The sequence below is a fragment of the Plantactinospora sp. CA-294935 genome (genome assembly GCF_050936445.1).
Classification (GTDB): Bacteria; Actinomycetota; Actinomycetes; order Mycobacteriales; family Micromonosporaceae; genus Plantactinospora.
The window spans coordinates 3,181,246-3,206,464 of sequence record NZ_JBNJMU010000001.1 but is presented as its reverse complement, the minus strand read 5'-3'; the positions used below and the strand labels follow the sequence as shown (position 1 = coordinate 3,206,464).

The window sequence follows — 25,219 nt, the reverse complement described above, 5'->3', positions numbered from 1 at the left end:
TCAGTCCTCCTCCTCGGCCCGGGTCACGACGGCGGCGTAGCGCGGCTCGCTGTCGAGCAGGTCGCGGTGCCCGCCCTCGGCCACCGCCTTGCCGTCGGAGACGAAGACCACGTGGTCGGCCCGGTCCAGCACCAGCGGGCTGGTGGTACAGACCAGGGTGGTCCGGCCCCGCCGGGCCGGGCCGAGCCGGTCGGCGATCCGCGCCTCGGTGTGCGCGTCCACCGCGCTGGTCGGCTCGACCAGGATGAGGATCTCCGGGTCGGCGACCAACGCCCGGACCAGCCGCAACCGCTGTTGCTGGCCGCCGGAAAACTCCCGGCCCCGCTCGGCGACCCGGCCGGCGAGCCCGTCCGGCAGCGCCGCCACGATGTCGGTGGCGCTGGCCGCGTCCAGCGCCGCCGCGATGGTCGCCTCGTCGGCCCGGTCGTGCGGGTCCAGCTCCGCCCGGAGCGGGCCGGAGAAGAGCCGCGCCTCGTTGTCGGCCACCAGGATCCGGCGCCGGACCGTGGCCAGCGCCAGCTTCCGCAGGGGTACGCCGCGCAGCGTCGCCTCGCTGTCGACGTACCGGCCGAGCCGGTCGGCGATGGCGACCGCGTCCTCCGGCGCGGTGGCGGCGAGCGCGGTCAGCCGACCGGGTCGCACCGTCACACCGGACTCGACGTCGACCAGCTCGCCGGGGCCGTCGGGCAGCTCGACGGGGTGCTCGGGATTGGTGACGTCCGGCCGCAGGTCCAGCATCGACACCACCCGCTGGGCCGAGACGTGCCCCCGGGTGATCCGGTCGATCAGCTCGGTCAGCGTCCGCAGCGGACCGATCAGGAAGACGGTGTAGCCGTAGAAGGAGACGAGCTGCCCGACGCTGATCTCGCCACGGAGGGCGAACCGGGCACCGAGCCAGGTCACCAGCACCAGGAAGATGCCGGGCATCAGGAGCTGGGTGGCCTCCAGCAGCGCCTCCACCCGGGCCACCCGTACGCCGCCGTGCCGCAGCGCCTGCGACTCGGCCCGGTAGCGCGCCGAGAAGACCGACTCCCCGCCCACGCCGCGCAGCACCCGCAGCCCGGCGACGATGTCGCTGGCCCGGGTGGTCAGGGTCGCCTGCTGGTCCCGGTACGCCTCCTGACGCCGGTGGAGTGGCCGGATCAGCACCGCGACGACCGCCATCAGCAGCGGTACGCCGAGCACCACCACCAGGCCGAGCGGCACCGAGGTGGCGAGCAGGATCGCGGTGATGGTGAGCACCGCGAAGAATGAACCGGTGCCCCGGGAGAGGATGTCGAGCGCCCCGCCGATGTGGTTGATGTCGGCGGTGCCGATGCTGACCACCTCACCGGTGGCGAGCCGCTTGGGCAGGGTCGCGCCGAGCCGGTTGGCGTGGTCGACGGTGAGCTGCACCGTCCGGTACGCCCCGGCCAGCCAGTTGAAGCTGGCGAACCGGTGCCGGATGATCCCGACGATCGCCTGCACGATGCCGAGGGAGAGCAGCACCAGTCCCCAGCGCAGCAGCGCGTCGGTGTCCCGGGCGACCAGCCCGGCGTCGATCGCCCTGCCCAGCGCGGCCGGCATCAACGCCTGGCCGACGAAGGAGATCACGGCCAGCACCATGCCCCCGGCGAGGGTGGGCCAGATCCGAGCGGCGAGCCAGAGCAGGAATCTGGTCGCCGAGCGCTGGTCCGGCACGCCGGGATCGGGTACGGGTAGCGGGCGCATCGCGGTGACGGTATGGAACCAATCGCCACGATCGCCACAGGTTTTCCGCAGATCCCCTGACCAGGGGTAGCTGGGCAACCACCTCCCGTGATAGTTCTTACCCCAGATTCGATCGGCCCTCCCGAGGCCCGACCCCGCGACCGTGCCTGATGCCGGTCGCCGGGAGCAACGGTTCCCACCCACCCGATGCGTGAAAGGTCGAGTCCATATCCCGTGGGGAGACCCGGCAACCGACCCTGCGTGCCCAGTGGCTCGCCCAGCGGATGCGCGAGCTGCGCCAGCGGCGCGGCCTGAGCACGGAGGAAGCCGCGAAATACTTCGGCAAGGACCGCTCCGCCCTGGGCCGGTACGAACGCGCCGACTGGCCGTTCCAGCGCACCGACGTCCATGCGTTGCTGGACGTGTACCGGGTCTTCGACGGGCGCGACCGGGCCCAACTGCTCCAGCTCTGCGACGACGCCTGGCGTACGGACCAGTGGGACGTCGACTTCGCCGACGCCTTCTGCGACAGCACCTTCGTCGACTACACCTGGCTGGAGTCCCGCGCCGCCCTGATCGGGGCGTATACCCCCTCCGTCCTGCACGGACTGTTGCAGACCCGGGAGTACGCCGAGGCGATGATCCGGCTGAGCGAGGGCGGGGCTCCGGAGGAGAAGATCGCCCGCTGGGTCGAGCTGCGGATGCGACGCCAGCGGGTGCTGGACGGCGGGCAGACCCGGTTCGCCGCCATCGTGGACAACGCGGTGCTGCGGCGCGCCATCGGCGGACCAGCGGTGCTGCGCGCGCAACTCGCTCACCTGGCGGCGCTGGTCCAGCGACCGCACATCGAGATCCGGATTCTGCCCGAGCGCGTCAACCTGGCCGCCCGATTCAACGGCGCGTTCAGCGTCTTCCGGATGCCGGCCGGCTTTCCCGAAGTCGCATATCTGGAGAACTTCGCCGGCCGGATGTACCTCGAATCGCCGCGCAGCCAACGGTTCGTGCTCGCGTACGATCAGTTGCGGGAGGCCGCACTCAGCGCAAACGAGTCGGTCAAGCTGATCCGAGCGATGGCGGAGGAGCTGACGACGTGACCGAGAACCGGCCCGAGATCGCCTGGCACATCAGCACGTACAGCGACAGCCAGGGCGGCAACTGTGTCGAGGCGGGGCCGTTGCTCGACGGCTCCGGCCGGGTCGCCGTACGCCACAGCCGGCACCCCGACGGCGCGATGATCGTCTACACCCGCCCCGAGTGGACCACCTTCCTCACCGCCGCCCGCAACGGCGAATTCGACCTCTGACCCCCGCCGGCGCAAGTCGGATCTTGGCAAGTTTTGGTTCGCCTCGAACCAGAATTCGCCAAGAATCTTGGCGAGCTTCGGCTATCCGGAGTTGGCGTGGGCGCGGACGGTGGCGACGTCCCAGCGCCAGATGGTGTCGCCGACGCAGACGGAGAGGGTACGGCTGTCCGGGGTGAAGGAGAGCTGCACACTCCGGTTCGTCAGATTCCGGTTCGACGGCACCACGCCGACCTGGCGGCGGGCGGCCACGTCCCACAGCCGTACGCCGTCGGCGTCCGTGCTGGCCAGGGTGCCATCCTTGGCAAAGGCCACGTCGAGTACGCCGCTGCCGTGCGTGCCGAGCACGGCGGTCTGCTTGCGGGTGGCGACGTTCCACAGCCGTACGGTGCCGTCGATTCCGCCGGTCACCAGGGTCTTCCCGTCCGGGCTGAACGCCACCGGTATGCCCGGGTCGGCCGCCGGCACCATGCCGCTCGGGAAGGTACTGGCCGTCAGCACGGCCAGCCGCCGGTAGGAGCGCGCGTCCCAGAGCAGGGTCCGGCCCTTGCCACCGTCGGTGGCCAGCAGCTTGCCGTCGGGGCTGAACGCCACGTGCTGGATGGTGGCCGGGTCGTCGCTGTCGACCCGGCCACGCCGGCTCCAACCCGAGACGGTCCAGAACCGCACCGACTCGTCGTGTCCGGCACAGGCGAGGAACTGCTCGTCGCGGGGGCTGAAGGCGAGACAGGAGGCCCACCACGAATCGCTGAGCCGGCGTAGCCGCTTACCGCTGGCCACGTCCCAGACCTGGACGTAGCCGAACATTCCAGAGTCGTACGTGGCCAGCAGCCGGCCGTTCCCGCTGAACGCCGCCCACTCGAAGTCCTCCCGGTGGACCGGACCCGAGCCCCCGGGTACCTGGTACGTCTCCTTGCCCGCCGTCACCTGCTTGCCGACCGGCCGCAGGTCCGGAACCGTGTAGGTCCTGATCGCGTAGGTACCGACGGCGGCGAGCCGGGTGCCGTCCGGGCTGAGCACCACACTGTTGGCCTTGAAGTCGGCCGGCACCCGCAGCACCTGTGGCTCTGGCTCTGGCGCTGCCGCCCCGGACGATACCTCCGGTACCGCCGAACCGGTCGGGCCGGCACTCGGGGTCGGGTCGGCCGACGGATCGCCGCCGCCCCCGTCCCACGGCACGACGCGCCAGACCGCGTAGCCGAGCAGTACGAACACGACCACAGCGGCGGCCACCAGGGCGAGCCGCCGACGGGCTCCCGACGCCGGTCGTGGCTCCGGCCCGGGCGACGCCTCCGGGGCGGCGCCGACGGCCGGCGGCACGTCGTCGACCAGCGGTATCGCGAGGACGGGCTCCGGCGCGGAGGCGGCGACCGGTGTCGGTGGAGCCGGCTCCGCGACGTTGTCCGGTGCCGCTCCGGCGGCGGGCGCCTCCCGTTCCTCCGCCGCCGGCTCGGGCTCGCCGGCGGGGGCGAGCCGCCCCGCCAGCTCGGGGTCGCCCGCCGGCACCGCCGCCGGCTGCCCCGGCTTCGGTTCCGGAGCGGGCTCTGCCGCAGGCTCCTGCCGCACCGTCGGCATGAGAGGCAACGGTGGCGGCACTGGCGCGGTGCGGGCCGAAGGCTCGATCCGGGCCGGTAGGGGGGCGTGCACGCTGCCGCTGGCGACCACCAGTTCCGGCTGGTCCACCAGTACCGGCGGTATGCCGAGCCGCCGGTGCAGCAGCGTGCCGACCAGCGGCATCCGGCTCGCCCCGCCGACCAGGAACAACCCGGCCAGCTCGGCCGGCGCCACCCCGGCCGTGGCCAGCACCCGGACCGCGACCGACACCGTACGCTCCAGGATCGGCTCGGCGAGCCGTTCGAGCTGCTCCCGGCCGAGCAGCGCCTCCTCGTCGACGATCGGTACGTGCAGCAACGCGGTCGGGGCCCGGGAGAGCAGTTCCTTGCCGACCCGTACGTCGTCCCAGAAACCGCGCGAGGCGCGCCGGTCGGCGGCCCCGGTCGGCTGGAGCAGCCGCGACCAGGCCGACTCGTCCCGGGTCCGGTAGACCTCGCCGAGGGCGGTCACCAGGGCCGCGTCGATGTCCAGCCCGCCGACGTCGTCCAGCCCGTCGGTCGCCAGTACCTCGAAACCGCCGGCCGTGTGCCGGACCACGGTGGCGTCGAAGGTGCCGGCGCCCAGGTCGTACACCATGGCGGTGGACCCGGCTGGGAGCCGGCGGCCGGCGACGGTGAGAAAGTAGCTGGCCGCCGCCACCGGCTCGGTGACCAGGGCCGGCTCGGCGAAGACCGTCGACGCGGCGGCGAGCAGGGTCTGCCGGCGTACCGGTCCCCAGGAGACCGGATGGGTCAGCACCGCCCGGCCGACCGGCTCTCCCGCGACCTGGTCCGCCTCGGCCGCGATCCGGCGCAGCACGGCGGCGACGAGTTCGACCACCGGTACGGCCCGGTCGCCGAGCAGCACAGTGCCGTGGTCCACGCAGCGCTTCGGTGCCGGCTCGAACCGCTCCGGCTGGGTACGCGCCGAGTGCAGCGCATCCCGGCCGGTCAGCAGGCCGCCGTCCGCCTCCGCGAAGACGGCCGACGGAAGCAGTGGCGAGCCGTCGAACAACAGCGGGCGGGGCTGCGCTCCGGGACCGGCCAGCACAGCGGCAGTGCTCGACGTACCGAAGTCGACGCCGACCCGCACCCCGTCGACTCCCACGCCGACACTCTATGCCGGACCCGCCAGCGTCGGCGACCGTCCTGGACGCCGCCAGCTGTGGCTCCACGGAGTGCGCGGCGGTGCGGTCGACGGTGCGGGTACGGGTGAGATCGATCAGTCCGCACGTACGGACCAGGTCCCCGTGTTGTCGATCGGGGGCCACCTCCAGGTGTCGCCGACCTTGACCATACCGGTGTTGTCCGTCAGCAGCTGCCGAGCGGTGGTCATCGACTTGTTGATCCGCTCGCTGTACTCGATCAGTGCCATGACCGCGGCACCCAGCATCCCGAGCACCGCCGCGGCGGTGGCGGCGGCATCCACTGGTGCGGCAGGAGCCGTCACCACACCGAACGCGAGTCCGACGGCGCTGATCAGGCCTGCGATGAAGGTCAGGAACGCCGTCACCAGTGCGGCCCAGAACGCGACGACGCCCCAAGCAAGATCAACCAGCATGCTCTGGATCTTCTCCGCCATCGGCTTGATGGTCTCGATGGCAGCCGACTGTGCGTCCGCAGAATCCTCGTACGCCGACGCGGCCGAACCGGACCAGTGGTCGTCGGCCTTCATCCCGTACGCGGACACCACCTGGTGCAGTTCACTGACCGGAGCGCCGACGTCCGTGTTCCAGTACTCGCCGATCCGGGTCAACGCGGGCGGGACGCCTGGCTCGCTGACAAACTCCTGGATCTCGTCGAAGATCTGGTCCTTCAGTCCGAGGAATCTGTCCCAGGACCGCATGATCGCCGCGTCCCCGATGCCGGGCGGCAACCAACGGAGCGCTTGGGTCAGCCGGTCACCCAGCTCGACGGTCAACTGCTGGACCCGTTCGATCGCCTCATTGATCTGACTGATCAGCTGCTCGAAGTCCCGCTCAGTAGGGCCAGCTCCCACGGCCGTCATGTCTCGCTCCAGGTCTGCTCGATGCGCACGACCGCGCCTTGGTCGGTGCGGTCGTAGTTGTCCAGAGCGGTACGCAGCGCCTCCTCCATTTCCCGCATGGTCTTGGCTCCGTCGGCTAACAGCTTGACGACGAACTCCTGCAACTCCGCGTATTTGGCACCTACGCCCTGTTGATCCGGCAGATATCCGATGTGGAATCCCGTGAGCATCAAGGAGGACGCGCGCGTCGCGGCCGCCTCCATCACGCTGGCGGCCTCCGCCCACTTCCCCGCGTCCCTCACGAGGGTTTCACGTGCCATCTTGATCTGGCTGGGATCCGGTTGGGGCTGCAACTCAGTTCCTCCTTACAGTCGGCGGCTCGTCGATGTGGGCGCCAAGAGGGGGCAGTCAATGCCCGAGGCCAAGACGCCGGAGCAGGGTCATTGGATGTGCGGCAAGGTCACGCACCTGGGAAATCGCAGGCGACGACGCCGACACTGCGGCGGCCTGCTGGGATGCGCGCTGGTATCCGTCATGACAGGCCGCTCGTACTTCCTCGGCGACGGACTGACCGGTCGGTTGCTCGCGCAACCACCGCAAGCTGATTTCCAGTTGTGTCACCCGGCCGGCTGTCAGTCCAACCGTGACCCGCCCGCCTCCACTACTTCCAAGGACCTGCTGCCTGGCCTGGTCATCGACCCGCTGCCGATAGCCGTCCAGCTCAGACATCGCGTCCCGGAGCAGGTCAAGCACTTGTGCCACCTCGCTGGCTCGATCGCCCCCGTCAGCGACCTGCTCGGAACCCCAGCGGTCCAGTGAATTGTTGTCCGACCGCCGATAAGCTGGCGGCTGCCAGTCGGCTGGCGGGTCACTTCCTTCCCGTTCGACCACCCGAGCCGACCAAGCCGCCAACCGGTCACCGACCGCCCGGTCGAGTGCCTCGAGAATCGCGGCCGGCAGCAGTTCGGGGCCAAGGTCCCGCCACCAGTTCTGGCGGATCTCGATCTGCCTCAACCGCCCCGTGCCGTCCAACCACACCCGAACGAGGCCAGACTCGTCCACCCCGGTCCCCGTGATGTCGGAGCCGTCGACCTGCCAGCTAACCCGCTCAGCCTCCCTGCCGAGGCGACGAATATTACGCTCCGCGCTCATATTCCCCCACGACTTGATTAATGACGAACGCAATGCTACTGATCAGCCACGCTGGGCAAGCGCCGCAGTGCCGCGCAGCCAAGCCACCACCTCCACCGCGCCGGGACAACGAGCCGTCGACAGCGCATTGGCAAGTGCGAGTAGCTGTTCCGGTGGTAGTTGGACTGCCTCGCGGCTGGCTAGACGCAGCCGTACGCGGCCGTTGCCGTCAGCCACCTCAAGCACCGACACCGGTTGGGCCGGACCGACGATCCCACTGTGGCGTACCGGGCCGACGAGTTTCTGGTTGATCTGACGCAACGCCACCGACCGGGCGTCCGCAAGTTCAACAGTCCGCTGACGTAAGCCCCGCACGGTTAGCCGAGTGCCCTCCAGCCAGGCAGCCAGCCGAACGCCGAACGCGATCACCAGAGCCACGTAGACCACGACAGACATGGCGAGCACCCCAGCCGTTACAAGTGGCAGGTGACCCAGCGCTATCGGGCTATCAGGGCGATCGGGTATCGCCCAGAGCAGCATCATGCCCACAATGAATCCGAGGCATCCGGATGCCACTGTGGCCATCCCACCAAGCACCAGCACGAACACCACCCGCAACGCACGAGTGCCGTGGAAGCCGACCGAGAGGTGATATCGATACATCCCTGGGTGCACCCGGCCATGATGGCAGACGGGGGCGACACGTAGGGTGGTCAAGATTGCGACAGAAGGTCAGCGGCTGTCGCTGCCGGATGCTCAGACGGTCAGCGGTCGACCTGGGTGAAGTCCCAGACGTGTGGGGTACGGGCCAGCATCCGGGCCGGTGGATCGGGCAGCGAGACCGGGTTGGCCCGCCACTTCGAGATGACCACCAGCCGGTTGTCTGTGGAGGAGAAGACCTCACTGGAGATGTGCAGCGGGTTGTGCTCCAACTCGGGCAGGGCGCTGTCGCAAACCCAGGAGATCAGGTCGGCGAAGCCGGCACGCTCCGCGCGTACCTCCCACATCCGTACGATCACGTCGGCCATCACGCTCCCCACCGCCCTCGACGCCGCCGGAACACTACACGCTGACGATCGTGAGCGGCATCGCGGAATCGGCGGGCAGGTCCAGCCGGCTCGGGGCCACCCCGGCGGCCACCAGGTGCGACCCGAGCGCCGCGACCATCGCACCGTTGTCGGTGCAGAGCTTTGGCCGGGGTACCCGGACCCGAATGCCGTGTTTCGCCGCCCGCTCCTCGGCCAGCGCCCGCAGCCGGGAGTTCGCCGCCACCCCGCCGCCGAGCACCAGCGTCTCGACGCCCCGGTCCCGGCAGGCCGCGATCGCCTTGCCGGTCAGTACGTCGCAGACCGCCTCCTGGAACGAGGCGGCCACGTCCGGCACGGGTACCGGCTCACCGGCCCGCTGCTTCGCCTCCACCCAGCGGGCGACCGCGGTCTTGAGCCCGGAGAACGAGAAGTCGAACCGGTGCGCGGCGAGGTCCTTCGGCGCGGTCAGCCCGCGCGGGAAGGCGATCGCGTCCGGAGCGCCGGACCGCGCCTCCCGGTCGATCGGCGGGCCGCCCGGGAACGGCAGCCCGAGCAGCCGGGCCACCTTGTCGAACGCCTCCCCGGCGGCGTCGTCGATGGTGGCACCGAGCGGGGTGACCCCGGTGGCCAGGTCGTCCACCAGCAGCAGCGAGGAGTGTCCACCGGAGACCAGCAGCGCGATCGCCGGCTCGGGCAGCGGGCCGTGTTCCAGGGTGTCCACCGCGACGTGCGCGGCCAGGTGGTTGACCCCGTACACCGGCTTTTCGGCGGCCAGCGCGTAGCCCTTGGCGGCGGCCACCCCGACCAGCAGCGCGCCGGCCAGCCCGGGACCGGCGGTGACGGCGATCGCGTCGATGTCGGCCAGGGTCACCCCGGCGTCGTCCAGCGCACGGCGCATGGTCGGCACGATCGCCTCCAGGTGCGCCCGGCTGGCCACCTCCGGCACCACCCCGCCGAACCGGGCGTGCTCGTCCACGCTGGACGCCAGCGCGTCGGCGAGCAGGGTGTGCCCGCGTACGACGCCGACACCGGTCTCGTCGCAGGACGTCTCTATCCCGAGGATCAGGGGTTCGTCAGCCATCGTTCGCCCGCTCCAGTTCGGCCTGCATCACCAGCGCGTCGGTGTTGCTCGGTTGGTAGTAGCCGCGCCGCACGCCAACCGGCTCGAAGCCGTACGTGGCGTAGAGGCGCTGGGCCGGTGCGTTGTCCACCGCCACCTCCAGCAGTACCCGGCGTACGCCCCGCCGGGCCGCCTCGGCCAGCAGCTCGGTCAGCAGCATCCGGCCGATGCCGCTGCGCTGGGCGTCCCGGCGTACCGCCACGTTCTGCACCCAGGCCTCGTCCGGCGGCGCGACGGCGAGGCCGGCATAGCCGACGAGTGCGTCGGTGCCGTCCAGCGCCGCCAGATAGTGGTGGCCATTCGCCAGCTCGTTCCAGAACATCGCCGCCGACCACTGCTCGGCACCGAACAGGTCCGCCTCGATCGGCAGCGCCTCGGAAATGTGCCACCAGCGGAACGGGCCCAGCCTGGTCATCCGAGCCCTGCCCTCATCGACCACTGCCCTCACTGTAAGACCGGCTTGCGTCCGGCCGCCGCCACGGCGTCCGGCCTGCGCAGGTAGAGCGGCGTGAGCGGGTCGCCGGGGGCGCCGGCCCGGACCCGCTCGGCCGCCAGCTCCGCCAGGGCGTACGGCGGCGGGTAGTCCAGCCCGGCTCGCGGTGGCAGTCCGAGGATGTCGGCGTACCGCCGGGCCCCCTCGCCGACCGCGACCCGGACGCCCAGGTCCCGGGCCCGCTCGGCGACGGCGGCCGGGGTGTCGACCTCGGGCCCGGCCAGCCGCTCCCCGGCCAGGTCGTAGACGGCCCAGTAGATCTCCCGGCGGCGGGCGTCGGTGGCCGCCAGCACCGGTCCCACCTCCGGAGCCGCCCCCGACCGCGGGTGGGTCGCGGCGTGCCCGATGGCGTCGAGCGAGGGCACACCGTAGGTGGGGATGCCCAGCACCTGTCCCATGCTCGCCGCGGTAACCAGGCCGACCCGCAGCCCGGTGAACGGCCCGGGCCCGACCCCGGCCACCACGGCGGTCAGGTCGGCCGGGCGGGCGCCGGCCTCGGCCAGCACCTCGGACACCTGCGGCGCGAGCAGTTCACCGTGGGCCCGGGCGTCGACGACGCTGCGCTCACCGCGCAGCGCGACCGTGTCGGCGGTGACCTCCGCCAGCGCGGCGGTCACCGCCGGGGTCGAGGAGTCCAGCACGAGTACGAGCACATAGGCACCCTAACCGGGCGGTCGCCGACGCCGGGCGCGACCCGGGGGCGGCATGGACGGCGGTCACCTCTGCCGACCGGAACGATATCGACGAAGAGCGTGATACCACCGAGTCATCTTGATGACAGGGCGGTATCACGCTCTTTCGGATACATGCAGCATCTGACGACGCCTTCGTCCGCCGGAGGCGATCGAGGTCCGGCACGGCGACCGGAGCTACCGGGTGGTGCCGCTCGCCCTGGTCGAGGTGGCCGAGCCGGCCACCGCCGACCTGATGCGGCGGTGGCGAGCCCGGCTCGCCTCAGCGGGCTGAGACCCCCGGGTCAGCGGACTGACAGGTCCCAGTCGACGGTGGGCCGACCGGCGTCGGCGAGCGCCTTGTTGCAGGCGCTGAACGGGCGGCTGCCGAGGAAACCGCGAGGGTTCATCGGACTCGGGTGGCCGGCCTCAAGCACCACGTGCGCCGGATTGGTGACCAGCGCGGCCTTCTTGCGCGCGTATCCGCCCCAGAGCAGGAAGACGATCCGCTCCGGACGGGCGTCGAGGGCCTTGATGGTGGCGTCGGTGAATGCCTCCCAGCCCTTGTTGCCGTGCGAGCCCGGGGTCGCCTGCCGGACGGTCAGCACCGCGTTGAGCAGCAGCACGCCCTGGTTGGCCCAGCGGGTCAGATTGCCGCTGCGCGACATCGGCACCCCGAGGTCGTCGGCCAGTTCCTTGAAGACGTTACGCAGCGACGGCGGCACCGAGACACCGTCGCGGACGCTGAAGCTGAGCCCGTGCGCCTGCCCCGCCTTGTGGTAGGGATCCTGGCCGAGGATCAGCACCCGGCAGTCCTCCGGCGCGCAGAGCCGGTAGGCCGCGAAGAGGTCCTCCAGCGGCGGGAAGACGGTCTGGCTCGCGTATTCCCCGGCGACGAACTCGGCCAACGCGGCGGTCTGGGCCGGGTCGAGATGCGGGTCCAGCGCCGCCTGCCAGGCTGGAGGCAGCAGGGCCGGAAGATCCAGGGTCATCGGTAACCTCTCGAGCGCCACGGTCGTTTCCCGCACTCTAGAAGTCCGGTACGACACCGGGAAATTCCGGTACGCCGCCCCTTCTCGACGCGGACGCGGTGCACCTCTTCAGCGCAGCGCGGCGAGCCGGTCGGCCCAGTCGCCGCCGCGCGGCACCAGTTCGATGCGCCGGGTGTCGTCGTCCCGCCGGTCGATGACCACCCGCAGATGCGTCTCGACCAGGTGCTCGACCATGCCCTCACCCCACTCGACCACGGTGACCGCCTCGTCCACCGAGGCGTCCAGGTCGAGGTCGTCGATCTCGGCCCGCGGGTCGACCGCGTCGCCCAGCCGGTACGCGTCGGCGTGCACCAGCGTGGCCCGGCCGCCCCGGGCCGGATCGGGCCGGTGCACCCGGGCGATCACGAAGGTCGGCGAGGTGACGTCGCCGAGTACGCCCAGCCCGGCGGCGATCCCCTGCACCAGTGCGGTCTTGCCGGCGCCCAGCGGGCCGGTGAGCACCAGCAGATCCCCGGTACGGAGCAGCCTGCCGAGCCGCCGCCCGAACTCGTGGGTGTCCGCCACCGTCGGCAGCTCGCGGACCAGTTCGGTGCCACGCAACGCGTCGCTCATCCGGACAGCTCAGTCCCTTCCTCGGCCGGGCAGCCGGTCGAGGAAGTCCAGCAGTGCCGTGTTGACCTCGTCGGCGTGTTCCAGCATCACCACGTGCCCGCTGTCGGGCACCTTGACGTACTCGGCGTCCGGCAGCCAGCGGACGATCTCTTCGGAGTGGGTGACCGGCGTGATCATGTCGCGCTCACCCACGATGACCAGGGTCGGACTGTCCCGCAGTGCGGCCAGCACCGGATAGCGGGCATGGGTGTAGATGGTGCGCAGATAGCGGGCCACCGTCTCGGTGGAGGTGCGCGAGTTCATCTTCTCCACGTAGGAGACCAGTGCCGGGCTGGGGGTGGGGGTGCCGAAGCCGTACCGGCGGGTGAGCAGCCAGGCCAGGTTGGCCGAGGCGCGGCGGGCCCGGTCGATCACGCTGCCGGTCAGCCGGGTGGCGTTGTCGACCACCGGCAGCAGCGGTGCGCCGGCCCGGGCGACGATCGTCGGCAGGCCGAACTTCGTCTCCGCCACCAGCCCGCCCGAGGTGGCCATCAGCACGGTGCCGATCACCCGCTCGGCGAACAGCTCCGGATAGCGCTCCGCGAACGCCATGATGGTCATGCCGCCCATCGAGTGCCCGATCAGCACCAGCGGACCGGTCGGCGCCGTCCGGTCGATCACCGAGCGGAGCGTCTCGCCGAGCGCCTGGAGCTGGTATTCGCCGGACTCCAGCCGGCCGGACCGGCCGTGCCCCGGCTGGTCGTAGAAGACCATCCGGTCCTCGCCCAGCTCAGTGAGGATCTTGCGCTGGAAGTGGAAGGTCCCCATGTCCAGGCAGAAGCCGTGCACGAAGACCAGGGTCGGCCGTTCCGGGCCGGGCAGCGGCCCGACCAGTTCCACGTGGATGTCGGTGCCGTCGGCGATGGAGACGGTGCAGGACTCGTCGTAGGGCAGCGCCCCGAACGGCTCCGTCGCGTACCGGTCGCCGGTTGCGGCCTTGGAACGGCGTACCACCGCCCGCTCGGCGGCCACCCCGGCGGCGATGCCGGCCGCCGCGACCCCGGCCGCCGCGCCGATGATGCCGGCCACCCGGAACAGCCCGGTCCGGGTCGGGGTACGCCGGGACGGCTGCCGCTGCACCGGTACCCGGGGCGGGGCGAGCCGCTTGGCCGGGCTCACCGGAACCCGCCTTCCGCTCGCGACTGCGGGGCTCGCAAACCCGGCTCACTCCTCGCACTCACCAACCCGCCGTCCGCTCGCGACTGCGGGGCTCGCAAACCCGGCTCACTCCTCGCACTCACCAACCCGCCGTCCGCTCGCGACTGCGGGGCTCGCAAACCCGGCTCACTCCTCGCACTCACCAACCCGCCGTCCGCTCGCGACTGCGGGGCTCGCAAACCCGGCTCACTCCTCGCACTCACCAACCCGCCGTCCGCTCGCGACTGCGGGGCTCGCAAACCCGGCTCACTCCTCGCACTCACGATGCTGCTCCGTCGTACACCCGGGGCACCCGGACCCCGCCGAATCGGGTGACGATTTCGTAGTTGATGGTGCCGATCGCCTCGGCCCAGTCGTCGGCGGTGGGTGCGCCGTCGGCGCCGCTGCCGAAGAGGGTCGCCACGTCGCCCGGGGCGACCGGGTCGTCGCCGCAGTCCAGCATGATCTGGTCCATGCAGACCCGGCCGGCGATCCGCCGCCGGGCACCGGCGAGCTGGACCGGGCCGACGTTGGAGGCGTGCCGGGGTACCCCGTCGGCGTAGCCCAGCGGCACGACGGCCAGCGTCGTCTCGCGCTCGGTGTGGTAGGTGTGCCCGTAGGAGACCCCGGTGCCGGCCGGTACCCGCTTGGTCAGTGTCACCCGGGCCCGGGCGGTCATCGCCGGCCGCAGCCCGAACTGCTCGCCGGGCACCGGGGACAGCCCGTACATCGCGATGCCGGGACGGACCAGGTCGAAGTGGGTGTCGGGCCGGGTCAGCGTGGCCGCCGAGTTGGCCAGGTGCCGGTAGCGGGGGCGCAGCCCGGCCCGCTCGGCCAGGGCCAGTCCCTCACCGAAGGCCGCGAGCTGCCGGTCGGTGGTGGCGTGGGTGGGGGCGTCGGCGTGGACCAGGTGGCTCCAGAGCCCGACCACCTCGATCAACCCGTCCGCCTGAGCCTTCGCCGCCGCGTCGAGCAGCTCGGGCCAGTCGTCCAGGGTCGCGCCGCCCCGGGACAGGCCAGTGTCGATCTTGAGGTGGGCCCGGGCCGGCCGGCCGGCCCGCTCGGCGGCGGCGACCAGCTCGGCGAGCTGGCCGAGGCTGGCGGCGGCCAGGTCGATCCCGGCGGTCACCCCCTCGTGCAGCGGCAGCCCGGGCGCCAGCAGCCAGGCCAGCACCGGCGCGGTGATCCCGGCCCGGCGCAGCGTCAACGCCTCGTCCAGGGTGCAGACGCCCAGCCAGTCCGCCCCGGCCTCCAGCGCCGCCCCGGCGACCGGCAGCATGCCGTGGCCGTACGCGTCGCCCTTGACCACGGCCATCAGCTCGGCACTCGTCCCGGCCCGCAGTCGGGACACGTTGTCGCGGATCGCGTCAAGGTCGACGCGTACCTCGGCCTGCCACATACGATCAGCCTACTGAACGGTAGATCGAAATGGCCCCGGGTGCCGTGACCAGGACGCTTCGCCGGTCACCGGGGCAGCCTGGCGATCACCGGACGCAGCGCGGCGGCCACGTCGTCGGCGGTCACCGGCCCGCGCCGGGCCGCCTCCTGCCCGGCCAGCCCGTGCAGGTACGCGGCCGAGGCCGCCGCCCGCTCCGCCGACAGACCGGCGGCGAGCAGCGAGCCCAGCAACCCGGCCAGCACGTCGCCGGTGCCGCCGGTGGCCAGTGCCGGGGTGCCGGTCGGGTTGGCGAAGGCCCGCCCGTCCGGGGTGGCGATCACCGTCCGGTCACCCTTGAGCAGCACCACCGCGTTCATCCAGGTGGCCAGTTGCAGTGCTGCCCCGACCCGGTCCCTGGGCGGCTCGCCGCAGAGCCGGGCGTACTCCCGGTCGTGCGGGGTGACCACGATCGGCGCGTCCCGCTCCCGCAGCCGCTCGGCCATCGAGCCGTCCACCAGCAGGGTGAGCGCGTCGGCGTCCAGCACCACCGGCACCGGCGCGGCGAGTACGCAGCGCAGCTCGGTGGCGGCGGTGGAGTCGGTGCCGAGCCCGGAACCGCAGACCCAGGCCTGCACCCGGCCGGCGTCGTTGACCCGGTCGGCGGCGACCACCGACGGGTAGCGGCGCAGCACCTCGGCACGGGCGCCACCGGCGTACCGGATCATGCCGGTCGGCCCGGCGACCGCGCCACCGACCGAGAGCACCGCCGCGCCCGGGTACGTCGCCGAACCGGTGGCCAGGCCGACCACGCCCCGGCTGTATTTCTCCTCCTCGGGGCCGAGCCGCGGCCACCAGTCGCGCACGTCCGACCACTCGGTGACCCGTACCGCCGGAGTGGCCCGCAGCCACGGGCCGAGCCCGATGTCGACCAGCTCGACCCGCCCGGCCCGGGGTGCGGCCGCCCCGACCACCAGGGCCGGCTTCAGGCAGCCGAAGGTGACCGTGAGGTCGGCGGTCACCGTGCTGGGCAGGCCGACCGAGGACGGCACCTCGCCGGTGTCCACCTCGACCCCGCTCGGCACGTCCACCGCCACCACCGGCGGCCGGTCCCCGGACCGGCCGGTCAGGCCGGGCAGTCCGGCCACCAGCCGGGCCGCCGGCTCGCGCAGCCCGCCCGAGCCGCCGATCCCGACGATCCCGTCCAGCACCAGGTCGGCCCGGTCCGGCAACCCGTCGACCACCCGCCCGCCGGCCGCCCGCAGCGCGACCAGGCCGCCCTGGTGCACCCGCTCGGGCGCCAGCAGCACGGCACTCACCGCCGCGCCCCGGCCGGCGAGCCGGGCACCCGCGTAGAGGGTGTCGCCACCGTTGTCGCCGGAGCCGACGAGCAGCAGCACCCGGGCGCCGTACACCCCGCCGCCCCGCTCGGCGAGCAGCCGGGCGCAGTGCCCGGCCAGCCCGCCGGCGGCACGCCGCATCAGGGTGCCGGCCGGCAGGGTGGCCATCAGGGCATGCTCGGCGGCGCGTACGTCCGCCACCCGCCACGCGGCCCTCATCGCTCCGCCACCACCATCGCCGACGCAATGCCGCCGTCGTGCGACAGCGACAGGTGCCAGCGCTGCACGCCGCGCTCGGTGGCAGCGGCCGCGACCGTGCCGGAGACGGTCAGCCAGGGCCGCCCGTCCGGGTCGGCGACCACCTCGCAGTCGTGCCAGCGCAGTCCCGCCGGTGCGCCCAGCGCCTTGGCCACCGCCTCCTTCGCGGCGAACCGGGCGGCCAGCGACTCGGCCGAGCGCGGACTGCCCGACCCGGTGGCGCGTTCCGCCTCCGTGAAGAGCCGATCGGCCAGCAGCGGGGTGCGGGCGAGCGCGCGGGCGAACCGATCCACCAGTACGACGTCGATGCCGACTGCGACGATCACCGCCTCACCCTACCGGCGGGCGCAGGAGCGCATGCCACGGTGACCGGCTCACTCCACGGTGACCGACTTGGCCAGGTTGCGCGGCTGGTCGACGTCGTGTCCCCGGGCAGCGGCGATCTCGCAGGCGAGCACCTGCAACGGCACCGTGGTCACCAGCGGGGCCAGCAGGGTCGGGGTGCGCGGCACGTAGATCAGGTGGTCGGCGTACGGCTTCACCGCCTCGTCGCCCTGCTCGGCGATCACGATCGTCCGGGCGCCCCGGGCCCGGATCTCCTGGATGTTGGAGACGATCTTGTCGTGCAGCATGCCCCGCCCGGCCGGGGACGGCACGATGCAGACCACCGGGGTGCCCTGGTCGATCAGGGCGATCGGGCCGTGCTTCAACTCGCCGGCCGCGAACCCCTCGGCGTGCATGTAGGCGAGTTCCTTGAGCTTGAGCGCGCCCTCCAGGGCGACCGGGAAGCCGACGTGCCGGCCGATGAAGAGCACCGTCGGGGCCGCCTTGATGTCCCGGGCCAGGTCGCGGACCGGTTCGATGCCGCCGAGCAGTTCGCGCAGCTTGTCCGGCATCTCCTGGAGCTGGGCGACCACCGCGGCCACCTCGTCGGCGTACTTGATGCCGCGCACCTGGGCCAGGTGCAGGCCGATCAGATAACAGGCCACCAACTGGGTGAGGAACGCCTTGGTGGAGGCGACCGCCACCTCGGGCCCGCCGTGGGTGTAGAGCACCGCGTCGGACTCGCGCGGGATGGTGGAGCCGTTGGTGTTGCAGATCGCCAGCACCCGGGCCTTCTGCTCCTTGGCGTGCCGCAGCGCCATCAGGGTGTCCATGGTCTCGCCGGACTGGGAGATCGCCACCACCAGGGTGGACCGGTCGAGCACCGGGTCGCGGTAGCGGAACTCGCTGGCCAGCTCCACCTCGCAGGGGATCCGGGTCCAGTGCTCGATGGCGTACTTCGCCACCATCCCGGCGTGGTACGCCGTGCCGCAGGCGACGATGAAGATCTTGTCGACGTCCCGCAGGTCCTGGTCGGAGAGGCGGACCTCGTCGAGGACGATCTCGCCGTTCTCCTTGAGCCGGCCGAGCAGGGTGTCGGCGATCGCCTGCGGCTGCTCGGCGATCTCCTTCAGCATGAAGTAGTCGTAGCCGCCCTTCTCGGCGGCCGAGGCGTCCCAGTCGATGTGGAAGTCCTTGCCGGTGGCGGGTGCACCGGTGAAGTCGGTGATCTCGATGGCGTCCCCGGTGATGAGTACGACCTGGTCCTGGCCCAGTTCGACGGCGTCCCGGGTGTGCTCGATGAACGCGGAGACGTCGCTGGCCAGGTAGTTCTCCCCATCCCCGCGCCCGACCACCAGCGGCGAGTTGCGCCGGGCCCCGACCACCGCGCCGGGGATCGCGGCGTCCACCGCGAGCAGCGTGAAGGCGCCCTCCAGCCGCTGGCAGACCTGACGCATCGCGGCGGACAGCAGGGCCGGCCCGTCGGGCTCACCGGCGGCGCGCAGCCGGGAAAGCTCACCGGCGAGCAGGTGCGCGGCGCACTCGGTGTCGGTGTCGCTGGTGAACTCGACACCCTCGGCCTCCAGCTCGGCGCGGAGCTTGGCGAAGTTCTCGATGATGCCGTTGTGGATCACGGCGACCCGGCCGTCCCGGGCCCGGTGCGGGTGGGCGTTGCGGTCGGTGGGGCCGCCGTGGGTGGCCCACCGGGTGTGCCCGATGCCGGTGGTGCCGGCGCCGATGCCGAGCGCCGCGGCACCGTCGTCGGTCGCCGACCGCTCGGCCAGCGCCTTCTCCAGGTTGGCCAGCTTGCCGGCCTTCTTCTCGGTCAGCAGCTCGCCTTCGCAGACGACCGCCACGCCGGCCGAGTCGTAGCCGCGGTACTCCAGCCGCCGCAACCCGTCCAGCACGATGCCCAGCGCCGGCCTGGCGCCGGCGTAACCCACGATTCCGCACATGGCCCGCAGCCTAACCTAAGTTCGCTCATCTGGCCTGCTCGAAAGGTGCTTGTTCGATCACTGGTGCTGCTCGGTATCCTGGCCCGTCATCACAACCGGACGAACGGCCGCTCGGCTGGCCTGCCCAGGCTTCACCGGTACATCGCGACCAGCGGTGACGGGGTACCGTGACTGGCGCATTCGCTGCCATCTCCTCCGGCGCCTCCCCCTCCCCGTCGCCGCGCCCCTGCTGTCCGCCATATCTGGAGCCAGACCCGATGACCGACTCGCCGCCCCCGCACAACCCGTACGACCCCTCCGCCGAATACGAGCCGCCGACGACGAAGTTCGGCCCGCCGCAGCAGCCCCAACCGGAGAACCCGGCCGAGGAGGACGACGCCCCGACGACGAGGTACGCCCCGCCGCAGCAGCCCCAACCCGGGCAGCCGTCCGGCTACGGACAGCCGGCGCAGCCGAGCACGTACGGGCAGCCGCCGGCCCAACCGGGCAGCTACGGCCAGCCGCCGCAGCAGTCCACCCCGTACGGGCAGCCGGCCTGGGGCCAGCCACCGCAGGCGGCCGGGTACGGCCAGCCACAGCAGCCCAACCCGTACGGCCAGCCGCAGCAGCCGAACCCGTACGGCCAGCCGCAGCAGCCCGGCCCGGGCCAGCCGCCGGCCCCGCCCTACGGTGCCGGCCCGGCGTACCCGCCGCAGTCCGGCCCACCAGCCACGCCATACCCCACCAGCGGGGCACCGAACCAGCAGGACGCCGGTTACGGCGTCTACCCGCCGCAGTCCGGCCCGCCCGGGACCGACCCGTACGCGGCGGCCGGTGCGGGCGGATACCCCGGATACGGACAACCAGGGCAGCCGGGGCAACCAGGGCAGCCGGGCTACCCGGGCGGGCCGTTTCCGCCCGTACCGCCGAAGAAGAGCAACAAGACCATGATCATCGTGATCGTGGCCGTGGTGGTGGTCGTGCTGATCGCCTGCGTCGGGATCTGCCTCGGCCCGCTGTCGTTCATGGACCAGGTGCGGAAGACGGTGGAGACCAGCCTCGACGCCACCCCGACCCCGTCCAGTTCCGCCGGTACGGACGGCGGCGACCCGGGCGGCAGCGGCCAGACGGTGGTCTACGAGGTGACCGGTAGCGGCCGGGTCGCACTCTCCTACATCGACGGTGCCGGCAAGCAGGTGCACTCGCCCTCGGTCGACCTGCCGTGGAAGAAGGAGGTCAGGATTCCCGAGGACGAGCTGAAGACGGTGGTGGCGATCCGCACCGGCGGCGGTTCCGGGGACATCTCCTGCAAGATCACGGTTGACGGCCAGTCCACCGCCGCCAAGAGCTCCAGCGGCACCTACGCGACCGTCACCTGCTCGGACTTCGGGATCTGACACGACCGCGCACCGCGCCTCTAGGGTGACGGGGTGACGACGACAACGGACTCCGATCCCCTGGTCCGCCGGATGCGCCCGTTCGGCACCACCATCTTCGCGGAGATGTCGGCGCTGGCGGTGCGCACCGGCGCGGTCAACCTGGGTCAGGGCTTTCCGGACACGGACGGGCCGCCCGAGATGCTGGCCGCGGCGGCGGAGGCGCTGCGCGGCGGGCAGAACCAGTACCCGCCCGGTCCGGGCATCCCGGCGCTGCGCGCCGCGGTCGCCGCGCATCAGCGCCGGTTCTGGGGGCTGGACTACGACCCGGACGGGCAGGTGCTGGTCACCGCCGGGGCGACCGAGGCGATCGCGGCGGCGATCCTCGGACTCTGCGAGGCCGGCGACGAGGTGGTCTGCTTCGAGCCGTACTACGACTCGTACGCCGCCTCGATCGCGCTGGCCGGCGCGGTCCGGCGGCCGGTCACCCTCCGCCCGGTCGACGGCGGCCGGTACGCCTTCGACCCGGCGGAGTTGCGGGCCGCCTTCGGGCCACGGACCCGCCTGGTGCTGCTCAACTCGCCGCACAACCCGACCGGCAAGGTCTTCGACGCCGACGAGCTGGCGCTGATCGCGCGGCTGTGCCAGGAGTTCGACACCCTCGCGGTCACCGACGAGGTGTACGAGCACCTGGTCTTCACCGACGCCGGCAGCCCGCACATCCCGCTGGCCACCCTGCCGGGCATGTGGGAACGCACCCTGCGGGTCTCCTCGGCGGGCAAGACGTTCTCCTGCACCGGTTGGAAGGTCGGCTGGGCCAGCGGCCCGGCCCCGCTGGTCGCGGCGACGATGCGGGTCAAGCAGTTCCTCACCTTTGTCAATGGCGCGCCACTGCAACCGGCGGTCGCGGTGGCCCTGGCCCTGCCGGACGGCTACTACCACGATTACCGGGCCGACCTCCAGGCCCGACGGGACCAGCTCGGCGCCGGGCTGGTCGAGGCCGGCTTCGAGGTACTGGTCCCGGAGGGGACCTACTTCGTCACCGCCGACATCACCGCGCTGGGCGGGCGGGACGGGGTGGAGTTCTGCCGCTCGCTGCCGGAGCGCTGTGGGGTGGTCGCGGTGCCGACGCAGGTCTTCTACGACGACGCCGAGGCAGGCCGGCGGCTGGTCCGGTTCGCCTTCTGCAAGCGCCCGGAGGTGCTGGCCGAGGCGGTGACCCGGCTGCGCGCGCTCGGCGGCGCGTCGGCCTGACCACACCTCCACCGACCTTCAGGCGCCCTCGGCCAGCCCCGCGCCGCGGCCGTTGGGCAGCGGCTCGGGTACGGCACCGGCGCCGGCCGGCCGCGCGGGTGGGATGCGGATCTGGGCACCGTCGAGCAGCGCCGCCTCGGCGTCGTCGAGAAAGGCCAGGTCCGCCTCGACGTGCCGGCTCGCGGCGGAGAGCAGCAGGCCGACCACCGGATCGGTCGCCTCCCGCCGCAACGTGCCGAGGTTGCGCAGTTCGCGCAGCAGGTAGCCGCGCTGGTTGGCGAGCACGGTACGCACCACCTCCGCCGCGCCGGACCGGGCGGCGGCGGTGACCTTCAGGAAGAAGTCGTCCCGGAACCCGCCGCTGCGCGGGCTCGGCTCGGCCAGCCACCTGGCCAGTTCGGTCCGGCCTGCGGGGGTGATCTCGTAGACCACCCGGTCCGGCTTGACCGGCTGCGCCTGCCGTTCGGCCCGGACCAGCTCGTCCCGGGCCAGCCGGTCGAGGATCTGGTAGAGGTGGCCGATGTTCAGCGCCCCCCACTGTGGACCGATTGCCGTCTCGAAGGCGCCCTTCAGCTCGTAGCCGTAACTCGGGCCGTCGGCGAGCAGCGCGAGCACCGCGTGCTGGATGGCCATGCCTGTCCCACCTTCCGGCCGGCTGCGCGACCTCTTGCATTGTGACAATGTATAGCGCAGAGTGTCTGCGGGGAACGAGGAGGGCCGGTGGTCGGGTTCATCTGGCGGCAACTGCGGGCCCGGCTCGGGCGATCGCTCGCCCTGCTGGCCGGCGTGCTCGTCGCGACCACCGGCTTCGTCGTGCTGACCGGCACCACCACCACCTCCCAACTGCGTCTGAACGACCAGGTGCAACGCGAGACCCGCGCCGCGTACGACATTCTCGTCCGTCCGAACGGGACACAGACCGACCTTGAGACACAGCGGGGTGTCGTCCGTCCCAACTACCTCTCCGGGCTCTTCGGCGGCATCAGCATGGCTCAGTACGAGCAGGTTCGCACGGTCGGCGGGGTCGACGTCGCGGCCCCGGTGGCGATGCTCGGCTACTCCCTGCACGAGATGCGGGCCCACCTCGACCTCACCGACGCGGTGGACCGGTCCCTCGACCGGCAGGTGATCCGGGTCGACCCGACCTTCCTGGCCGAACGCGGCCTGTCCGGGACGACGGGCAAACCCCGGTACGTCTACCTGACCCGCAACCGCCTCGCCTATCCGGTCTGGGAGGACGGCGGGGTCCAGAGCCCGACCCTCTACACCGACGGCCGGCGGTACCCGCTGAACGCCTGCCGGAGCGGCTACATCGTGCCCCGGGAGATCTTCCCGGACGGGCACACCGAGCCGGTCTGCAACATCGGCGCCGAGCCGACGCTCACCCGCACCTCGCCGGAGACCGACTACACGGAGGTGGTCGTCGCCCGGCTGCTGCCGGACGGACGGTTCGAGAACTCGCCACACGACCCCGTCGGGCTCCCGGACAACGTCGTCACCGCAACCGACCGGCTGGTACTGCCGGTCCGCTGGATCGTCCCGTTCCTGCTCGCCGCCGTCGACCCGCCCGCCGAGGACCGGCTGGTGGGGCTGACCGACGCCGTGGTCGACGGCCGGCCGCTGACCCGGGACGACACGGCCGTCGCGAACCGGTTGCTCGGCCCGGGCTTCCGGAGCGTGCCGGTGCTCGCCACCACCCGCCCCTACCTGGACGGCCTGGTCACGGCCAGCTACACCCGGCTGCGCCCGGACCGGGTCGCCGGCCTGCAACAGGCCGAACTGCTGGCGGCGCTGGGCGGCGGCGGCGAGCCGGCCGGCGGCGCGAGCGCCGACCCGACCACCAGCTACCAGCAGCAGATGCGCGACGCCGTCCGGGACCAGACCGGTCCGGGCAGCCTGACCCCGGTCGTGCAGGCCGGGCCGATCGAGTACGACCAACTCTCCGACGGCAGCCTGCGCCCCCGGGCCGGCAGTCCGGACCTGCCCGCGTACCGGGCCGACGGGCCGGGTACGTATCCGGCGCCCTGGCTCGCCGGAGACGTCGCGTTCCGGCCGCTGCGGCAGCTCGGGCAGCCGAGTTCGCAGACCCGGGGCGGGCTGGGTTGGCAACCGGTCGGCATGTTCGACCCGGAACGGCTGACCAGCTTCAGCGCGCTCTCCGAGGTGCCGCTGGAGACGTACGCGCCACCGGAGGCCGTCGGCGCCGACCGGCCGAGCTGGGAGGCGCTCGGCGACCGTCCGCTGCTGCCGAGCGGAAACCCGGCCGGCTACCTGTCCAGCCCGCCCCTGCTGCTGACCAGCCTGGCCGCCGTGCCGAAGTTGCTGGAGGGCGGCAGCGACCCGCAACTTGCCGCCCCGATCAGCGCGATCCGGGTCCGGGTCGCCGGAGTCACCGGTTACACCGGGGAGGCGGAACAGCAGGTCCGGCAGGTCGCGAAGCAGATCGCCGCCCGTACCGGGCTCGACGTGGACGTCACCTTCGGCTCGTCACCGGCTCCGCAGACGGTCGAGCTGCCGGCCGGCTCGTTCGGCCGGCCCGAGCTGCGGCTGACCGAGGGATGGTCCTCGATCGGCGTGGCGTCGGTGATCGTCCGGGCGGTCGACCGGAAGAGTGTCGTGCTGTTCCTGCTCGTGCTGACCGTCTGCGCGCTCTTCCTCGCCAACGCCGTCACCGCCGCCGTCCGGGACCGCCGGAACGAGCTGGCGGTGCTCGCCTGCCTCGGCTGGCCGGCCCGGCGGATCGGCGCGGCGATCCTCGGCGAGGTGGCGCTGATCGGCCTCGCCGCCGGGGTGCTGTCGCTGCTCCTCGCCGCCCCGCTCGGCGCCCTGCTCGGCGTCCAGGTGGGCTGGTGGCGGGCCGCGCTCGCCGTACCGGTGGCGCTGCTGGTCGCGGTCGTCGCCGGTGCCGGGCCGGCGGTGCGGGCCGCGCGCTCCCATCCCGCCGCCGCGCTCCGGCCGGCCGCCGCACCGGTCCGGCGGATCCGACGGGTACGCGGAGTGCTCGGCCTCGCCCTGCTCAACCTGGCCCGGGCGCCGGGCCGGGCCCTGCTCGGCGCGGCGGCCCTCGGCATCGGGGTGGCCGCCTCGACGGTGCTCGCCGCGATCAACTACGCCTTCCGGGACACGGTACTGGGCAGCCTGCTCGGCGAGACCGTCTCGGCGACCGTGCGGACCGCCGACACCGTCGCCGCGACCGCCACCGTGCTGCTCGGCGCGGCGGCCGTGGCCGACGTGCTCTACCTGAACATCCGGGACCGGGCCGCCGAGCTGGCCACACTGCGCGCGACCGGCTGGACGGAGTCCGCGCTGACCCGGCTGGCCGCCTACGAGGGAGCCGGGATCGGCCTGCTCGGCGCGCTGGCCGGTACGGCGGTCGGGCTGGCCGGCGCCGCCGTGCTGATCGGCGGGCTCTCCACCGGAGTCGTCCTCACCGGGGTCGGCACCGCCGCCGCCGGAGCACTGGTGGCCTGTCTGGCGGCGCTCGTCCCGGCGGCTCTGCTGCGCCGGGTTTCCACCGGTCATCTGCTAGCCGAGGAGTAGCCATGCCGGACACCGGGGTCGGGATCA

General features: G+C 72.4%; 23 protein-coding genes. 5 read left to right on the top strand and 18 right to left on the bottom strand.

The genetic code is table 11. The annotated features are described in order from the left end of the window. Window positions 1-1,710, bottom strand: coding sequence for an ABC transporter ATP-binding protein (locus ACQEVC_RS14365; protein ID WP_432877157.1), 1,710 nt, complete (start codon window positions 1,708-1,710; stop codon window positions 1-3). A gap of 206 nt (window positions 1,711-1,916) precedes the next feature. Between ACQEVC_RS14365 and ACQEVC_RS14360 the strand changes: the two genes are divergently transcribed. Both ACQEVC_RS14360 and ACQEVC_RS14355 read left to right on the top strand, forming a co-directional pair. After that, the gene (locus ACQEVC_RS14360; RefSeq protein ID WP_432891385.1) at window positions 1,917-2,783 is read left to right on the top strand and encodes a helix-turn-helix domain-containing protein; all 867 of its coding nucleotides are present in this window, start codon (window positions 1,917-1,919) and stop codon (window positions 2,781-2,783) included. Further along, on the top strand, window positions 2,780-2,992 hold the full coding sequence (locus tag ACQEVC_RS14355; protein WP_432877154.1) for a DUF397 domain-containing protein: 213 nt from the start codon (window positions 2,780-2,782) through the stop codon (window positions 2,990-2,992). The genes ACQEVC_RS14360 and ACQEVC_RS14355 overlap by 4 nt, the downstream gene beginning before the upstream one ends. An 81-nt stretch (window positions 2,993-3,073) precedes the next feature. Here the strand turns inward: ACQEVC_RS14355 and ACQEVC_RS14350 are convergent, their stop codons facing one another. The 16 genes from ACQEVC_RS14350 to glmS all read right to left on the bottom strand — a co-directional run bounded on the left by ACQEVC_RS14350 (window position 3,074) and on the right by glmS (window position 19,043). After that, window positions 3,074-5,689: an Hsp70 family protein gene (locus tag ACQEVC_RS14350; protein ID WP_432877151.1), complete on the bottom strand. Its 2,616-nt coding sequence runs from the start codon at window positions 5,687-5,689 to the stop codon at window positions 3,074-3,076. A gap of 114 nt (window positions 5,690-5,803) precedes the next feature. Continuing rightward, the gene (locus tag ACQEVC_RS14345) at window positions 5,804-6,589 is read right to left on the bottom strand and encodes a hypothetical protein (RefSeq protein ID WP_432877148.1); all 786 of its coding nucleotides are present in this window, start codon (window positions 6,587-6,589) and stop codon (window positions 5,804-5,806) included. Next, on the bottom strand, window positions 6,586-6,921 hold the full coding sequence (locus tag ACQEVC_RS14340) for a hypothetical protein (protein WP_432877146.1): 336 nt from the start codon (window positions 6,919-6,921) through the stop codon (window positions 6,586-6,588). Before ACQEVC_RS14340 ends, ACQEVC_RS14345 begins: the two co-directional genes overlap by 4 nt. A gap of 55 nt (window positions 6,922-6,976) precedes the next feature. Next, a complete protein-coding gene (locus ACQEVC_RS14335; protein ID WP_432877143.1) occupies window positions 6,977-7,720 on the bottom strand; it encodes a hypothetical protein in 744 nt (247 codons plus the stop codon). A 42-nt stretch (window positions 7,721-7,762) separates the two neighbouring features. Next, window positions 7,763-8,374 (bottom strand): hypothetical protein, encoded by a 612-nt coding sequence (locus tag ACQEVC_RS14330; protein WP_432877140.1) that lies wholly within the window; start codon window positions 8,372-8,374, stop codon window positions 7,763-7,765. Between the two features lie 89 nt (window positions 8,375-8,463). After that, the gene (locus tag ACQEVC_RS14325; RefSeq protein ID WP_318396093.1) at window positions 8,464-8,718 is read right to left on the bottom strand and encodes a hypothetical protein; all 255 of its coding nucleotides are present in this window, start codon (window positions 8,716-8,718) and stop codon (window positions 8,464-8,466) included. Window positions 8,719-8,761: 43 nt separating this feature from the next. Continuing rightward, on the bottom strand, window positions 8,762-9,808 hold the full coding sequence (gene tsaD / locus ACQEVC_RS14320; protein WP_318395894.1) for a tRNA (adenosine(37)-N6)-threonylcarbamoyltransferase complex transferase subunit TsaD: 1,047 nt from the start codon (window positions 9,806-9,808) through the stop codon (window positions 8,762-8,764). Next, window positions 9,801-10,262, bottom strand: coding sequence for a ribosomal protein S18-alanine N-acetyltransferase (rimI, locus tag ACQEVC_RS14315; protein WP_432877138.1), 462 nt, complete (start codon window positions 10,260-10,262; stop codon window positions 9,801-9,803). Before rimI ends, tsaD begins: the two co-directional genes overlap by 8 nt. Before the next feature lie 29 nt (window positions 10,263-10,291). Further along, window positions 10,292-10,993, bottom strand: coding sequence for a tRNA (adenosine(37)-N6)-threonylcarbamoyltransferase complex dimerization subunit type 1 TsaB (gene tsaB, locus ACQEVC_RS14310; protein ID WP_432877135.1), 702 nt, complete (start codon window positions 10,991-10,993; stop codon window positions 10,292-10,294). 323 nt (window positions 10,994-11,316) lie between these two features. Further along, window positions 11,317-12,003 (bottom strand): uracil-DNA glycosylase, encoded by a 687-nt coding sequence (locus ACQEVC_RS14305; protein ID WP_432877133.1) that lies wholly within the window; start codon window positions 12,001-12,003, stop codon window positions 11,317-11,319. 108 nt (window positions 12,004-12,111) lie between these two features. Further along, window positions 12,112-12,615: a tRNA (adenosine(37)-N6)-threonylcarbamoyltransferase complex ATPase subunit type 1 TsaE gene (tsaE, locus tag ACQEVC_RS14300; protein ID WP_432877131.1), complete on the bottom strand. Its 504-nt coding sequence runs from the start codon at window positions 12,613-12,615 to the stop codon at window positions 12,112-12,114. A 9-nt stretch (window positions 12,616-12,624) separates the two neighbouring features. Next, window positions 12,625-13,692, bottom strand: coding sequence for an alpha/beta fold hydrolase (locus ACQEVC_RS14295; protein WP_432891382.1), 1,068 nt, complete (start codon window positions 13,690-13,692; stop codon window positions 12,625-12,627). A gap of 379 nt (window positions 13,693-14,071) precedes the next feature. Beyond that, the gene (alr, locus tag ACQEVC_RS14290; RefSeq protein ID WP_432877128.1) at window positions 14,072-15,190 is read right to left on the bottom strand and encodes an alanine racemase; all 1,119 of its coding nucleotides are present in this window, start codon (window positions 15,188-15,190) and stop codon (window positions 14,072-14,074) included. A gap of 65 nt (window positions 15,191-15,255) precedes the next feature. Beyond that, window positions 15,256-16,725: an NAD(P)H-hydrate dehydratase gene (locus ACQEVC_RS14285; protein WP_432877125.1), complete on the bottom strand. Its 1,470-nt coding sequence runs from the start codon at window positions 16,723-16,725 to the stop codon at window positions 15,256-15,258. Then, window positions 16,722-17,090 carry a holo-ACP synthase gene (locus ACQEVC_RS14280; RefSeq protein WP_432877123.1) on the bottom strand — a complete coding sequence of 123 codons (369 nt, stop codon included), beginning with the start codon at window positions 17,088-17,090 and terminating at the stop codon, window positions 16,722-16,724. Before ACQEVC_RS14280 ends, ACQEVC_RS14285 begins: the two co-directional genes overlap by 4 nt. A gap of 48 nt (window positions 17,091-17,138) precedes the next feature. Then, window positions 17,139-19,043: a glutamine--fructose-6-phosphate transaminase (isomerizing) gene (gene glmS / locus ACQEVC_RS14275; protein WP_432877120.1), complete on the bottom strand. Its 1,905-nt coding sequence runs from the start codon at window positions 19,041-19,043 to the stop codon at window positions 17,139-17,141. Between the two features lie 257 nt (window positions 19,044-19,300). Between glmS and ACQEVC_RS14270 the strand changes: the two genes are divergently transcribed. Together ACQEVC_RS14270 and ACQEVC_RS14265 are read left to right on the top strand one after the other, a co-directional pair. Further along, window positions 19,301-20,419: an MmpS family transport accessory protein gene (locus tag ACQEVC_RS14270; RefSeq protein ID WP_432877117.1), complete on the top strand. Its 1,119-nt coding sequence runs from the start codon at window positions 19,301-19,303 to the stop codon at window positions 20,417-20,419. Window positions 20,420-20,452: 33 nt separating this feature from the next. Beyond that, window positions 20,453-21,652: a pyridoxal phosphate-dependent aminotransferase gene (locus ACQEVC_RS14265; RefSeq protein ID WP_432877115.1), complete on the top strand. Its 1,200-nt coding sequence runs from the start codon at window positions 20,453-20,455 to the stop codon at window positions 21,650-21,652. Window positions 21,653-21,670: 18 nt separating this feature from the next. Here the strand turns inward: ACQEVC_RS14265 and ACQEVC_RS14260 are convergent, their stop codons facing one another. Continuing rightward, a complete protein-coding gene (locus tag ACQEVC_RS14260; RefSeq protein ID WP_432877112.1) occupies window positions 21,671-22,285 on the bottom strand; it encodes a PadR family transcriptional regulator in 615 nt (204 codons plus the stop codon). Window positions 22,286-22,372: 87 nt separating this feature from the next. On the opposite strand from ACQEVC_RS14260, the gene ACQEVC_RS14255 reads away from it, so the two are divergent. Beyond that, window positions 22,373-25,192, top strand: a complete 2,820-nt coding sequence (locus ACQEVC_RS14255) for an FtsX-like permease family protein (protein ID WP_432877109.1) — start codon at window positions 22,373-22,375, stop codon at window positions 25,190-25,192. Window positions 25,193-25,219: the final 27 nt, after the last annotated feature.